The organism is Paenibacillus sp. FSL H7-0756 (assembly GCF_038006765.1).
Lineage (GTDB): Bacteria > Bacillota > Bacilli > Paenibacillales > Paenibacillaceae > Paenibacillus_AQ.
Genome location: NZ_JBBOVT010000001.1, coordinates 3,060,642 through 3,074,878, shown reverse-complemented (window position 1 = coordinate 3,074,878; position 14,237 = coordinate 3,060,642). Strand labels below are relative to the sequence as shown.

General features: G+C 52.1%; 11 protein-coding genes. 2 read left to right on the top strand and 9 right to left on the bottom strand.

All coding sequences use genetic code 11. The annotated features are described in order from the left end of the window. Nucleotides 1-9: 9 nt before the first annotated feature. The 3 genes from NST04_RS13465 to NST04_RS13455 form a co-directional block, all read right to left on the bottom strand. Entirely contained in the window at nucleotides 10-1,302 is a 1,293-nt protein-coding gene (locus tag NST04_RS13465; RefSeq protein WP_341184649.1) for a glycoside hydrolase family 125 protein, read from the bottom strand. Nucleotides 1,303-1,542: 240 nt separating this feature from the next. Next, nucleotides 1,543-2,691, bottom strand: a complete 1,149-nt coding sequence (locus NST04_RS13460; RefSeq protein ID WP_341184648.1) for a GntR family transcriptional regulator — start codon at nucleotides 2,689-2,691, stop codon at nucleotides 1,543-1,545. Between the two features lie 435 nt (nucleotides 2,692-3,126). Beyond that, nucleotides 3,127-4,428 carry an MFS transporter gene (locus NST04_RS13455; protein ID WP_341184647.1) on the bottom strand — a complete coding sequence of 434 codons (1,302 nt, stop codon included), beginning with the start codon at nucleotides 4,426-4,428 and terminating at the stop codon, nucleotides 3,127-3,129. 235 nt (nucleotides 4,429-4,663) lie between these two features. Between NST04_RS13455 and NST04_RS13450 the strand changes: the two genes are divergently transcribed. Then, nucleotides 4,664-5,185: a DUF3231 family protein gene (locus NST04_RS13450; protein WP_076154332.1), complete on the top strand. Its 522-nt coding sequence runs from the start codon at nucleotides 4,664-4,666 to the stop codon at nucleotides 5,183-5,185. 150 nt (nucleotides 5,186-5,335) lie between these two features. Then, complete coding sequence (locus tag NST04_RS13445; protein WP_179090382.1) at nucleotides 5,336-5,947, top strand: LysE family transporter; 612 nt, start codon at nucleotides 5,336-5,338, stop codon at nucleotides 5,945-5,947. Here NST04_RS13445 and NST04_RS13440 read toward each other — a convergent pair. The 6 genes from NST04_RS13440 to rfbA form a co-directional block, all read right to left on the bottom strand. Then, on the bottom strand, nucleotides 5,944-7,386 hold the full coding sequence (locus tag NST04_RS13440) for an amino acid permease (protein ID WP_341184646.1): 1,443 nt from the start codon (nucleotides 7,384-7,386) through the stop codon (nucleotides 5,944-5,946). The two genes, NST04_RS13445 and NST04_RS13440, sit on opposite strands and share 4 nt — an antisense overlap. A 69-nt stretch (nucleotides 7,387-7,455) precedes the next feature. Further along, nucleotides 7,456-8,397 (bottom strand): NAD-dependent epimerase/dehydratase family protein, encoded by a 942-nt coding sequence (locus NST04_RS13435; protein WP_341184645.1) that lies wholly within the window; start codon nucleotides 8,395-8,397, stop codon nucleotides 7,456-7,458. Between the two features lie 194 nt (nucleotides 8,398-8,591). Continuing rightward, a complete protein-coding gene (locus NST04_RS13430; protein ID WP_341184644.1) occupies nucleotides 8,592-9,722 on the bottom strand; it encodes a glycosyltransferase family 2 protein in 1,131 nt (376 codons plus the stop codon). A 97-nt stretch (nucleotides 9,723-9,819) separates the two neighbouring features. After that, on the bottom strand, nucleotides 9,820-11,223 hold the full coding sequence (locus NST04_RS13425) for a hypothetical protein (RefSeq protein ID WP_341184643.1): 1,404 nt from the start codon (nucleotides 11,221-11,223) through the stop codon (nucleotides 9,820-9,822). Nucleotides 11,224-11,472: 249 nt separating this feature from the next. Then, nucleotides 11,473-13,242: a thiamine pyrophosphate-binding protein gene (locus NST04_RS13420; RefSeq protein WP_341184642.1), complete on the bottom strand. Its 1,770-nt coding sequence runs from the start codon at nucleotides 13,240-13,242 to the stop codon at nucleotides 11,473-11,475. Nucleotide 13,243: 1 nt separating this feature from the next. Further along, the gene (rfbA, locus tag NST04_RS13415; RefSeq protein ID WP_341184641.1) at nucleotides 13,244-14,149 is read right to left on the bottom strand and encodes a glucose-1-phosphate thymidylyltransferase RfbA; all 906 of its coding nucleotides are present in this window, start codon (nucleotides 14,147-14,149) and stop codon (nucleotides 13,244-13,246) included. Nucleotides 14,150-14,237: the final 88 nt, after the last annotated feature.

Sequence of the window (14,237 nt, the reverse complement as noted above, 5' to 3'; positions counted from 1 at the left end):
CAATCCGGTCTACTTCACTACCCGTAATCCGCAATAATCCATAATCAGTTCGCTGAACAGCATATTCGACCAGGAGAACCATGGACGGGTGAATGCTGCGGCATCGTTGACAGAGAAGCCTTCATGAGTCAGGCCTGTGCCGCCATCTGTGTCCTGAATCAGCTGGAGTAAGCGTTCTTTCTCGCTGCGTTCCGGTGACGTAAGTCCTTGCATAGACAAGGCGATGTGCCAGATGTAACCTTCCGGGGTATGCGGACTGCCGATGCCTTCCGCAACCTGCCCTTTATAGTAATAAGGATTATCCTCGCTGAGGATAAATCTCCGGGTATTGCGGTACACCTCGTCATTCTCGTCCGTGTAGCCGAGGTAAGGCAAGGACAGCAGGCTTGGAACATTGGCGTCATCCATAAGATTGTAGTGACCTAGCCCGTCCGTCTCATAAGCATAGATTCTCCCATAGACCGGATGATTATAGATGCCATGCTCCTGAATCCCCTGATTAATCTCCTGCCCCAGCTTCTGCGCCGCTGCCGCAAGCTCCTGATCCCCGTAGATCTCACGGGCAATCTCTTCCAGATATCGCAGGACAACGACAGCGAACATATTGGACGGCACCAGATAGCCATACTCACAGCAATCATCGCTTGGCCGGAAGCCTGACCAGGTCATCCCGGTATAAGCGGTTTCGCTGCCTTTGCCTTCACGGGTCAATGTATCGGTGAGCGGTGCATCCAGGCGCTGGAACGTATATGGGGAATCTGTCTCGTGATGCTGCTCCACTCTCCACAGCTTGATGATTTCAAGCGCGGCCTTGCGGAAGGTCTCGTCAAACTGCGTGACGCAGCCGCTGTTCTTCCAGAGCAGATAACTGAGCTGAATCGGATACGCCAGCGAATCAATCTCATATTTGCGTTCCCAGATCCACGGGTTCATAGCGGTAAGATCCGATTGATGTCCGTGGCCGTTCGCCTCTTCATTGAAGGCATTGGCATACGGATCAAGCAGAACATAATTCATCTGCCGCTTCACAAGACCTGCAATCATCGCTTCCATGTTAGAATCTTCTGCGGCAAGCAGCAGATACGGCCGAACCTGGGCAGCGGAATCACGCAGCCACATAGCTGGTATATCACCTGTTATAACGAAGGTGGTGCCATCCGCTTTCTGCGAAATGGTGGTGCCAATGGTATTGATCATGCAGTCCTCGAACATCTTGGCCAGCTTGGAAGAGTCTGGCAACTCCCCTTGTACCTTGCCGATCAAATCATATACAGACTTCGGAATTTCATTCTGTAGCTTCACGGGTGTATGTTGCACCTCCAAATGGTATATATCAGTATTTCAAACGCTTTCATCATAGTAAACAAATAATAATAATATGTCAATATATTAATGGTATATTTATAGAATATAATGCGCTATTGGTATATTATATTTGGCTCACACGCCCTAGTGTCGCCCATTCTGAGCGCAACAAAAAAAGCCTTCGCGACGAAGGCTAATTCATTTCCGTTATGATTATAGCGGCCTCTTGCAGTAAGATTATTGCTTGCGGACCGGTGCTGTTGACTTGCCCTTAATCAACTCGGCCGGTAAAAGAATCCGGGAAATCGGCTGCTCGTTCACATGCATAGTGAATACATTCTCATACGCCTGCTTGCCGATACTGAACTGATTCTGGCGCATATGCGTCACTCTACAGCCTTCATAGGACTCCGGGCTGTCGAAGCAAATCAGGGACAAGTCTTCGGGAATCCGCAGTCCCAGCTTGCCCGCCGCCTCTTCGACCAGCAACGCGATACTATATTCGGCTGCGAACAGCGCGGTGATCTGAGGATATTTCCGCAGATGCTCTACCAGCTTGTCTACATCGCTAATACGGGCCTCCGGGTCAAATACATTCGGCATAGTAGACGTGATCGTCTCCATCCATAATTCACGGTTCGCCAGCAGATTATGCTCCATGTGAGCTTCGAGAATACCATCGATCCGTTCCTCTATTGCGGTTGTATTTGCTGGCGGAGGCGCGAGAAATCCGATATGGCGGTGCCCAAGCCCGAAGAGATAGTGTGTAGCTTCCTTGGCCGCCTGAATATTATCAGTACTCACAGAAGAGGCGGGAATCCCCTTTAGATACCGGTCAATCATGACAAACGGGAATTTCTGGATGACCAGCTTCAGGATCTCGGCACTGAAATATTCGCCTTGCGCCGGGAAGATAATCAGCCCGTCCACCCCAAGCCCCAAGAGCTGTTGAATCGCCTGTTCCTCCAGCTCGGGAATCCCGAACGACCGCCGCACAATCAGAAATGCGTCATTCTCCCGCGAAGCTTCTTCCATGCCGTAGATCAGCTCTGTGCCGTACATATCACTGAAGTGTGTAATCACCAGTCCGATGATCCGTTTCTTGCCTGTGGTCCGGACCGTCTGCTGGCTGTCAAACGGTTTCATGATCAGCGAGTTCGCATCGGCTACGAAGGAGCCTCTGCCTGGCTGACGGACGATTAGATGTTCATCAGCCAGCATTTTCAGTGCTTTCTTGGAGGTAATCCGGCTCACCCCAAATTCACTGCACAGTTCTTTTTCTGAGGGAACCCGCTCCCCCGCTTTATATTCATGATTCGTAATTCGCTCACGCAGCGTATGAAATATCATTTCGTACATCGGCTTCGAGCCTGAGTCATTGGCCATATCAAGCACCTCCATTACCGCTTTCTCTTGGAAAGACACAACCTAATATACCATGTTATATTAGTAATGTGAAGCATACGGATAAAAGGAGCGCCTGAGAATTGTTGCAATTATTGCAGGAATCCTCTATACCTATTACTGGCTGAAGTGGAATGTTGCATGAATTGCATAAATTTCTGTGATTAGAGCAAGTTTGCGCTGGATTTGTTGCATTTTGTGCAGGATTTCAGCATAGACCGCTTCAATAGGGCAGGATTGTTGCATTTCATGCAGAATTTCTCAACAATTGTTATTGGCTGTGAAGCCTAGAGCCCATCGCTCATCGTGGCAGCACCCACTGTATTCAGTTTTTGCTTGTAATACACGTTTCCAATAAAAGAAAAATAAGGAGCGCCTCATATGGGGCACTCCTTCAACCATAAAAGCATACAACCCCTACCGGACACGCTGGCGTAGCGGGCTTCCCTTCTTCGCCTTGAATGAATTCCGCTCTGTCCGGCCTTCCCCTTCGGCATCGTCCTTACTGGGCGTTACCGCGAAGAAGGACAGCAAGCCGCCTACGGCCCCGACGCCCGCCATGGTGAAGAACAAGGTCCAATGTCCCCGGTTCATCAAGAGGGACACCACCGGCGGGCCGAGCGCGACCCCGATGAATCTCATGCTGCTGTAGAGGGAAGTTATCGTGCCCCGGTTCTCCTTCTCGATGCCTTCGGTAATCAGTGCATCCATACAGGGCAGAACCACTCCGATCCCGATTCCGCTTAGACTCAGGAACCCGACCATGTAATAGATGTTCTCGCTGAAGCCCGTAATCAGCGTGGCAGCAGTCAGTAAGGCCATGCCGCCGAAGCCGAGCCATTTCATGAGCGGCTTGTTTTTGCCGATGATCTTGCCGCTTCCGTAAGAGGCCAGACATAGCAAAGCAAGCGGAATAGCCAGAACGAAGCCTTTGTAGGCCCCATGCAGGTTATATCTCGATTCGAGGATCTCAGATAAGTAGAACAGCACCCCGAAGGTGGCGAACATGCAGATGCCCCCGATGGCGAAGATGGCGTACAGCCAGCGGCCCTTCTCAAGCAATACGTTTTTAATGCCGCCCAGGAATTCCTTAAGACTGGTCTTCTCCGCCTCCTCCTTAGGCTTCTTGACCAGGAAGATCACTAGAATGCAAGAGATCAGGCACAGGACAGGAATGGCGATAAAAGGCGCATACCATAGCAGCATCCCCAGATAAGCTCCAAGGATCGGGCTGACCACTTTCCCGAAGGTATTGGAGGTTTCAATAATCCCGAGCCCCTTGCTCACCTCCTTCTCGTCCTTGAACAGATCGCCCACGAATGGAATGACGATGGGAAAAGCGCCTGCGGCACCGATCCCCTGGACGAAACGTCCGGCAAGAATGATCCAGTACGCGCTCACTCCTGTGAAGAACCAGGCAGCGGCGACACATCCGGCTCCGCCCAGGGCGGCCAGGATCAGGCTGGGCAGAATTACTTTTTTTCGCCCGAAGCGATCTGATAAATAGCCGGCGATGGGAATCATCAGGATGGCGATCAGGCCATAGACAGTGATGATCATACTGACCTCAAAAGCGCTCACCCCAAGCTCCTTCGAGATCTGCGGCAGGATCGGCAACAACATTGAATTACCCAGTGTCATAATCAGCGGGATGGAGGAGAGCGCAATTAGTGCCCCTTTTGTACCTTTTCCCCCTTGGGACTCTTCGGACCCGTTCATGGACGAACCACCTTCTTTTAGTTTCGCATCCTGCTTATTGTCGGTCTAACGGCTGTATTTATACCCAGGAATGATCCAGCTGATGATTACCTAACTTCACATCTGCTTATTATGGAATGACAGTCAGCCTTTTATCCGTGTCAACAAATTTACAACCTTGCTCTGTAATATCTCTGTTTCCTCCAGGACATGCTACCCCTTGTTCAAATCCAACCGCAAAGGAGCTTGATTACTTATGACAGGAATTCTAGGCGGCAACCCCAAAGATGAGCCGATGCATTATGGAGAGATTTTTACGGTGTGGGAGGCTTCAATGGCTGCCAAGGGCGCCTTATCGTCTTACAGAGCATACATGTATCATGCCGGAGATAGTGACCTGAAGAAAATCATCGCCTCTATGATCGACCAGGCGGAGCTGGAGATCAGCGAATGCGACTCGCTGCTGGCTGAGCAGGGCATTGCTGCTGCCCCGGCACTGCCAAACCGGCCTGAAGCGAGACTGGAGGATATTCCGGTTGGCGCACGGTTCACGGACCCTGAGATTGCAGCCATGGTTGCAGCCACTCTGGCGGTTGGACTGGTGGCGTGCAGCCAGGCGATGGGGATGTCTATCCGTGAGGATATCGGCGCATTGTTCGCCAAATATCATCTCACCAAGGCAGCTATCGGTGTGAAGAATCTGCATCTGCTGAAGAAAAAAGGCTGGCTGGTTCCCCCGCCGCTGCTCGTCAAGAGACCGGAACCGGTCCACGCGTAAAGCAGCCGGTTACAGCATCTGATACAGCAAGAGGCCCGCGATTCTTCGCGGGCCTTCTTCAGGTCTGGTTGTCCTATTCTCCCATCCTGTGGAATAAGCTATCTATATAGAATAAAGGAGGAGGACATCATTAACATTTTCATAGGTTATATGGTGCTGGGATTATCCCTGTCAGCGCCTATCGGCCCTATTAATGCTGCCCAATTGGACAAGGGGCTGCGCGGAGGCTTCATGCCGGCTTGGGTAGTGGGCCTCGGAGCCATCAGCGCCGATATTATCTACATGCTACTGGTATATCTGGGGATGATTCATCTGCTGGATGCTCCGTTCGTCAAGGCCTTTCTGTGGCTATTCGGCTTCTTCGTGCTGGTCTATACCGGTATCGAGAGCATCCAGCATTCTGGGCAGATTGCAGCCGCAGACACGAGAGGCAGTGGGGTCTCCCTGTCCAAATCGTTCGTGTCGGGCTTCCTCATGTCGCTGTTCAATCCCCTCTCCATCCTGTTCTGGCTCGGAATCTACGGCTCCATCTTGGCCAAAGCAGTTAACGAATACCCGATGCAGCAGCTCCTGATCTACAGCGGCGCCATTGTTCTCGGCATACTGCTCTGGGATGTGACCATGGCGGCAGCCTCCAGCATGTTCCGCTCCTTCCTGACTTCGCGGGTGCTGAAGTCGATCTCCGTCCTGTCCGGCCTATCGCTGGTAGGCTTCGGCTTCTATTTCGGGATTCAGGCAGCCCGGCTGCTGTTCTTTCATTAGATTTTGTTCTTCCGCAGCCGAATGCCCTTGATCCGGAAGCCGGGGCCTCCCGGCAACGAGTGGAAGCTTCCTGTATGCGCTTCCTTACGCTGTTCCTTGTCCGCTGCCTCCTGCCCGTGCTTGCTGCGGTAATGCTGGACTATCCAGTCGCTTAGCGCTATCAAGGCTACAATCAAGAGACTGATATAGAAGCCCGGGCGGCTGAGCTTATGGAACAGAGTGCCGGTGACTGCAGCCAGAATCAGCACCAGCCCGCTCCAGCGCTTCACACCGCCAAGCAGACTTGGCCCCAGCAGCTTGGCCGAGGAGAGCAGGATGAAGGCCCAGTTATAGAGAATCATCAGCCCGGCGGCGGTGGTGATGTATTCGTACACTTTTCCCGGCAGCAGCAAGGCCATAATTACAGCCCCCGTCAGACCGCCCGCGATCAGGCACAGCGCCAGCAGCGGATACTTGTCCTTCCATTTCTTCGCGAACACCATAGGCGCATCCCCCTCCTGGGCCAGCGTAAGCATCATCGAGGTAATGGCATACAGTGACGCAGTCATCGTAGAGAAGCCGGCAATAATCAGCACCCCGTTGAACAAATGCGGTATGAACGCGAGATGATCACTGCGCAGAGCCAGCACAAAGGGACTCTCCTTGGGGTTAAAAGCGCTAAGCGGCACCATAATCACCGCAAGTCCAATGGACAAAATATACACAGACGCCAGCCCCAGCAGCATCACCTTTCCCGCCTTCGGCGCTTCCTCCGGCTTCTCCAGCCGGTAAGACATAATACCCAGCACCTCAATCCCGCCATAGGCATAGAACGCGAAAATGAAGGCGGACCATAACCCGATGCCGCCGGACGGGAACAACGCCTTATAGCTCATAGGCACCTTCGGCTGAAATTTGGCACCGCCAATCCAGCCCGCTAGCAGCGCAGCCGCAATTACCAGGAACATAAGAATAGCCGCCACCTTGATGACGGCCAGCACGTTCTCCACCCGGTCGAAGCCCTTGTTGCCGAAGAATACAATCCCGAGAGCGACCAGCGCATACCCCGCTGCAAAAATCCACATCGGTACGTCCGGGAACCAGAACCGCGAGAAAATCGACAGCGCCGTAAGCTGGCTGCCCATAATCAGCAGCTCTGAGAACCAGTATAACCAGCCGCTGCCGAACCCGGCCCAACTGCCGAACGCCTGCTTGGCATAGGAGCGGAAGGAGCCTTGCTCCGGCTGCGCCGCCGTCATACGCGCCAGCGCATCGAAGACCGCATAGGTTCCCGCCGCCGCCAGCAGGTACACCAGCAGCACCGCCGGCCCGCCCATCGAAATCGCCAGGCCCGACCCGAGGAAATACCCCGTGCCAATCGTCCCCGCTATGCCCAGCAGGCTAAGCTGCCACCACTTCAGTTTCTTGTCATTCCCCGTTGATCCAGAAGTCTGCTTCATGAACTCCGTCCTTATCTTGTCAGAATTAGAGAGGTCTCTCAGGCTCTATAATTCCCTGCGGGCGGGGATTCATGAATTTAGTTTTCGGGCCAGATGCCCGTAACCGGTCTGGATGCTCTGTAATGAGGTGTAACGGGGCTGATAGCCTATTTCAGCAGCGCGGTCATTTAGCGAATAATAATTATTTTTGGAGCCGGTAATGGAGTTGTAGGAAGGGCTATCTTGGATTTCATACTTCAGTCCATGGTACTCTGCGAAGTAGTCCAGAATCTCGAATTTCGCCGCTGGCTTCAGAGAATATACATCATAGGCCTCATTCCGTACCTCTCCCTGCATACATAGCTTGATCAACTCGACCAAGTCCGCCGGGTGGACGTAATCTCTGACGATGTTGTCGGCTGAGGTGTACAGAATCTCTCCCGTCTGAAGGTGATGAATGATGTCAGTCAGCAGATACCTGGAATCCAAATCAATGAACGCGCTAAAAAAGCCGAAGATCCGCAAGTCCACAATACCGTATTGGCCCAGACTTCTGTGCTTGGCCTCCATGTTCAGCTTGGTGATCCCGTAAAATTCCTGGGCAGACAGATGGTTAGGATCAAGCTTAAGCCACTTCCCGTCTATAGCCGGCTGATCAAATTCAGATCCGTATACCGCCCCGCTGCTCAGATTGATGTATATAGCCGCCGGATTCTTATGCAGATAGTCCAGAATCAGATTGTCGTATTGCTCGGTGATCTGAAAGACCTGGAACGGATACTGCATAAGGTCACGTGGATTACCAATCCCTACTCCGTTAATTACCACATCATAGTCCGCTGCGTGAGCAAATTCATTGTATTTACAGAGCTTGACACGCTCCTGAAGCTGATTCTCTGTCAGGAAAAGGGTCATCCTGTCCCTGGACCGTGAGAATAAATACAGCTCATATTCCTGCAGTACTGCAAGACCGAGAATTAGATTTTTAGAAATATGGCCTGTGGCTCCTAGTAAGGCGATCTTTATCTTCATAATGTTTACATAGCAGCCCCTTTCCGGTTTACGCTCTTCAATAACCAAGTTATTCACAGCCATGCCCATTTATACGGTATTTCGGACCGGCAAGTCCAGTAGGTCTCGCTTGTCCAGGTGAAAGGACCACGAAGCAACCAGAAATCCATATAAAGAAGCAGGCAGTTGCAACCTTCCAACTGCCTGCTTCTTTATTATTCTTTCTTATACCTTGTCTCTTCGAGCACCTGATGTAATTCGCTTCTTTTGCCCAGCAAGACCTGATTCCCAGGCAAGTAAGCCAAGGCCTGCTCATTATGCCGGTAGGCCTGCTGCCATTCTCCGGCGGCGGCGAAGCAGCGGCTGACCAGGACATGAGGCAGCCAGGTGTAACAGGCCTGGGAGACCGGGCGTTCTCCCGGAGGCGCAGTCTGCCGGTCAATTGCCTGGAGATACCAGTAGATTGCACTCTCCCATTCCCGGCGCTCCTCGAAGAATCCGGCTACAGTGCAGCAGACATCCGCCTGGGGCAGCCCGAAGCCGAAAGAGCGGAAGAGGCTATTCAGCCTGAGCTCCGCTTCACCTAGCTCCCGGTAACATTCTGATAACCGCAGACAACCTGTAATCCTTTCCTCCTTGCAGCCGCTAGGCTCGCGCAATAACTGTTCATAGGAAGCAGCAGCAGCTTGATAGTCCCGGGCATCGAAGCATTCATTCGCATAGTGGAAGAGCAGCCTTCCTTCAGCCATGCCCTCCTCAACGATCCAGCGCTTTAGAATCTTCAGGTTGCGCACCGTATGAACAGTGGACGGACGATGGTCAATGTAGATGTCCGTGTTCATAGCGGAGCTTGCTCCAATAACCAACTCCTCATGAACCCGTCCCTGCCAGCGGAAAAGTCCGCGCCTCACAACACGGGGACGGCACTCCGGATACACTGGTACAACTGGGGGAGCAGGTTGGGAAGACTGCGGAGATAGCCGGGTTCCCATCCGGATTACATCCACCCCCTCCTGTTCCTGCGCAAGCTGCTGCTTCAGCCTGGCCAGCTTCTCAGCTTCCGGCGCACTCAGCAGTTCATCCGCATCCATCCAGATGACATAAGGCATCGTCGCCTGCTCGAAGGAATAGTTGCGGGCGGCTGCAAAATCCTCATCCCACGGATAAGTGAACACCTTCTCTGTATACCAGCCTGCAACAGTGACTGTTCTGTCTGTTGATCCCGTATCCACAATAATGATCTCATCCATCAGGTCTCTGACCGAGTCCAGACAACGTCCTAACACAGCTTCTTCGTTCTTCACAATCATACACAGACTGAACAGACCTTCCTGTTCCGCTTCCATCTCCCCGCCTCCTGAGAATGATCCAATATACAAAAGAAGCCATCCCTTAAAGGATGGCTCATAAACTGCTGATAAGTGAAGCCGATCCATTCTAGGATCAGGTTAATCTGTGGACAGACCATACAACACCTGCATTGGTAGCCCCTAGGTCTACATCAAGCGCCACTCCATTAGACTGATAGATGAGAATGATCACATCACCTGCTGTAAGCTCCACTTCACCTGCCAGGGTGACTGTTCCGCTTCTTAGAAGCGTTCTGAGGGTTAAAGTTCCTCCGATAGCCACATCAAGTACCGGTAATAATCCCGTCACAAGATCTGTAACTGGAGCTGGTGTAGTTCTTTGTACCACTAAAGACGGATTCGCTGCCGGGTCTAAAGCAGCGGCAATGGATGCGTCAAAAGCAAAGTTGATAGTTGCTTCAATAGAATATCTTCCTGTCTCTGGAACGGTATATTCCCCCAAAGCCTGGTCGAATGCCGCATTGCCGTAATAAGGTGCTGTTTCTTCCCAACCAACAAAAGTTGCTGTGGTTCCAGTCACCAAGGTTGGCAAGAATACAGAGAAGCCTTCAGTTGCCAATATGGGACCGGTCGTTCCTGTAACTCCTGTCATTCCTGTAAGCCCTGTAACTCCTGTAAGCCCTGTAACTCCCGTAAGCCCTGTAATTCCCGTAAGTCCTGTAACTCCCGTGAGCCCTGTGACTCCCGTAGGCCCTGTGACCCCCGTAAGCCCTGTGACTCCCGTAGGCCCTGTGACTCCCGTAGGCCCTGTGACCCCCGTAAGTCCTGTGACCCCCGTAAGCCCTGTGGCTCCCGTTTCCCCAGTAAGACCCGTGACTCCGGTAACTCCTGTAAGACCTGTGTCTCCCCGAGCTCCTCCTCCGGGCCCTGTGGTTCCTTGAGGACCTTGAACTCCCGTGGTCCCTGTAGGTCCAGGGGCTCCTGTCGTTCCTGTAGGTCCTGGGGCTCCTGTAGGTCCAGTAGCTCCAGATTCTCCTCCACCCGGCCCGGTAGGTCCAGTAGGTCCTGCTGGTCCAGCTTCTCCTGGCGACCCTGGTAATCCTGACGGTCCTCTCTCTCCTGCCGGCCCTGTAGGTCCCGCCGGTCCTGTTGCTCCGCCGCCGCCGCCTTTGTCTGCACCTAACAATTCTTCCGATACTAACCGGTGTGCGGTGACCAATTGTCCCGATGAATTCTTGCCCCATAGCGAAATCTGCACCGGCTCAACTTCCTCCGATGAATTCGGTGAGGTAATAAATGTGAATTCATATGCATTGACGTCTGCGTAGTAATTCTTCGTAACGACCTGATTCGCTGCAATGTTGAGTAATTCGCTTACGTACATCACTCGCGTTCCTCCGGTCAATTGATAACCCTGAATGGTGAGTGAGTAAGCCGAAGTCTGGCTGCGGTTATCAATTTTGACAGTAACCTGCTGAGTAGGTCTGACTCCGTTCACAGGGTTATTCTCAATAGGTCCTGTTGATAAAAAAGCCATTACATGGTCACATCCTTACAGATTTGGATTTCATTCCAGTATGCGCTGTGAATCATGCCAAATCCGCATGATCAGCGGACCCTCCCGTCAGCAGCATACTTAATGATTAATATAGTAGTATTCATCTATACAGGTTTGGTGTGGACTTAGTGGATGGTCTCGATAGAATAGGCTTCCTCCCCATCCGCCAAATCTTCTCTGCTCTGTGAATACCACTATATGCGCCAAGTCTGGAATGTGTCCGTCAGATCAAGTTGAAATATCCGTTTCGTCCACGAGATCGATTTGCATGATCTTTTTTAATTCCTCCCTGTCCAGGTAAGGATACATGTCCTCAATCGGCCGGTTCACCACCAGCTTGGGATAGACATTGGTATCCTTATCCAGCTTTACCTCAAGGAAAGCCGGCCCATCCACACTCAGGAACTGATTAAGCTGATGCATATCAGCCATCGTATTCATAGTATAAGCCGGGAGCTTATACGCTCTAACAATATCAATGAACGAAGGATTGGGATTCACCGTCGATTGTTGTCTGCCTGCGAAATATAAATCCTGGAATTGCCTGACCATGCCAAGCGAGCTATTATTCATAACGACGATTTTGATGGGCAGATTCAGCCGGACCACCGTATCAAGCTCCTGTATATTTAGTTGAAATCCTCCGTCTCCTGCAATCACAAGCGTCTCCTGTCCTGTGGCCAGACAGGCGCCGATAGCAGCCGGTAAGGCAAAGCCCATGGCCCCCATCCCGCCGGAATTAAGCAACCTTTGATGTCCGGACAGCCTGAAGGATTGCGATGCCCACATCTGATGCTGGCCCACATCTAGACATACCGTATGGAAGTTCTCTGATCTGGAGGACAACAGCTCCATGAACCGGTTCGGTTCAATTTCATCAGCCTGCGGAGTGAAGGAATAGGTAGGATATTGCTTCTTAAGTAGTGTAATATAGTCTAACCATGCAGTAATATCAGGCTTGCTAAATACAGCTAATGCATCATTCATCCTCTCGAGAAATACATTCAGACTGGAGTGAACAGCTAGGCTTACGCTAACTTTGCTGTTAAGCTCGTTAGAATCAATATCTACATGGATCAAGTCAGCGCCGCGCCCGAAGGTATCCGGTCTGGTTCCGGTCTGTCTGGTATCCAGCCTTGAGCCGAGAATAAGTAACAAGTCACAATTCGCCAGGATCAGATTGCTGTAACGGTTGCCGTATGACCCGATCAGACCTGTATATAACCGGTGGTCATGGGGGATGACATCCAATCCCATTAATGAAGTAACAACGGGGATTCCGGTCAGCTCAATGAACCGGGATAATGACGCTGCGGAGTTACCGGCCCTCACTCCCCCGCCCGCCAGTATCAGCGGCCTCTTGGCTGCCTCAAGCCGTTTCAGGACATCTGCAACAACGGCTGCGTCTAAGTCGCCATCATCTTGCATAAGCTCCTGATATTCAACACTATCATAGAAGCTGGCCAGCGTATCAGGTTCCACCTCTGCCCGCTGAAGATTCATCGGAAGATCCAGAAGCACCGGGCCGGGCCGGCCGCTTTGCGCGAGCGCCACAGCCTTTTCCAGCTCATACCTGATCTGATCCGGCTTAGTAACCATGACTGCATATTTGGTTAACGGCTGCGCGACACTGACAATATCCGTTTCCTGGAATCCTATTTGCCGGACCGGACGGTCGAATTTATACTCATATGTGTTTACTTGACCCGTGATGAATAAGCAAGGAACGGAGTCGAAGTAGCAACTGCCTATACCGGTCAACAGATTCAAGGCTCCCGGTCCGCTAGTAGCCATAGCTACACCCAGCTTCCCGTTCATTCTCGCATAGGCCTCCGCTGCGAATGCGCCTGCTTGTTCATGACGGACAGAGACACACTCGATGTCCTCTCTAACCGAGACGGAATCGAGCAAATGGACAATCGCCCCGCCAATGAACTCGAAGACATGGGAGACACCTTGCTGCTTGAGATAATCAATGACATAATCAGATATCTTCAAGTTAACTCCTCCTCCATGGACCTTGTCCGCCCGCAGTAAGTGATTCTTCAGCAATGGTGTTCAGATATTGTCCGTAGGCCAGCTTGCGCAGCGGCCTTGCCAGCTCCAGAAGCTGCTCTCTGGTAATGTAGCCTTTAATGAAAGCAATCTCTTCAATGCAAGCCACGTACAGGCCTTGCCGCTTCTGGAGCGTCTCCACCAGATTGGCTGCCTCCAGCAATGAATCCGGCGTCCCGGTATCCAGCCAGGCCATTCCCCGGCCGAACAGCTCCACATTCAATTGGCCTCTGTTTAAATACTCCCGGTTAACATCTGTAATCTCGATTTCACCACGCCGTGAGGGCTGGATATGTCTTGCGATCTCAACGACCTGGCGGTCGTAGAAGTATAAGCCCGGCACTGCATAATGGGAACGGGGATACAGGGGCTTCTCCTCCAGCGCAACCGCCTTGCCCATGCTGTCAAATTCAACAACACCATAAGCCGAAGGATCTTGTACCCGGCAGCCGAAGATCGTGGCACCCTCCCGCCGCTGGACAGCCCGCTCCAGAATGGAGCTGAAGCTCTGTCCATAGAAGATGTTGTCGCCCAGAATCATGCACACATGATCTGTACCAATAAATTCTTCTCCGATCAGGAACGCTTCGGCAAGTCCGCGCGGCTGCTCCTGCACTGCATACTGGAAGGAGAGGCCAAGCTGTTCGCCGTTGCCCAGAAGATCCTGGAACAGCCGGATGTCTCTCCCGGTGGAGATAATTAGGATATCCCGGATGCCTGCCAGCATCAATACAGACAGCGGATAATAGATCATTGGCTTGTCGTATACCGGCAGAATCTGCTTGGAGATCGACTTCGTCAGCGGATGCAGTCTCGTCCCCGAGCCGCCCGCCAGAATAATGCCTTTCATCCGTCCACCCTCCGGTTCTAATCATTTCTGAAGACAATCCCCGCGGTTTCAGGAACCACAGGGATTGGTCTAAGCACTTGTCGTGCAG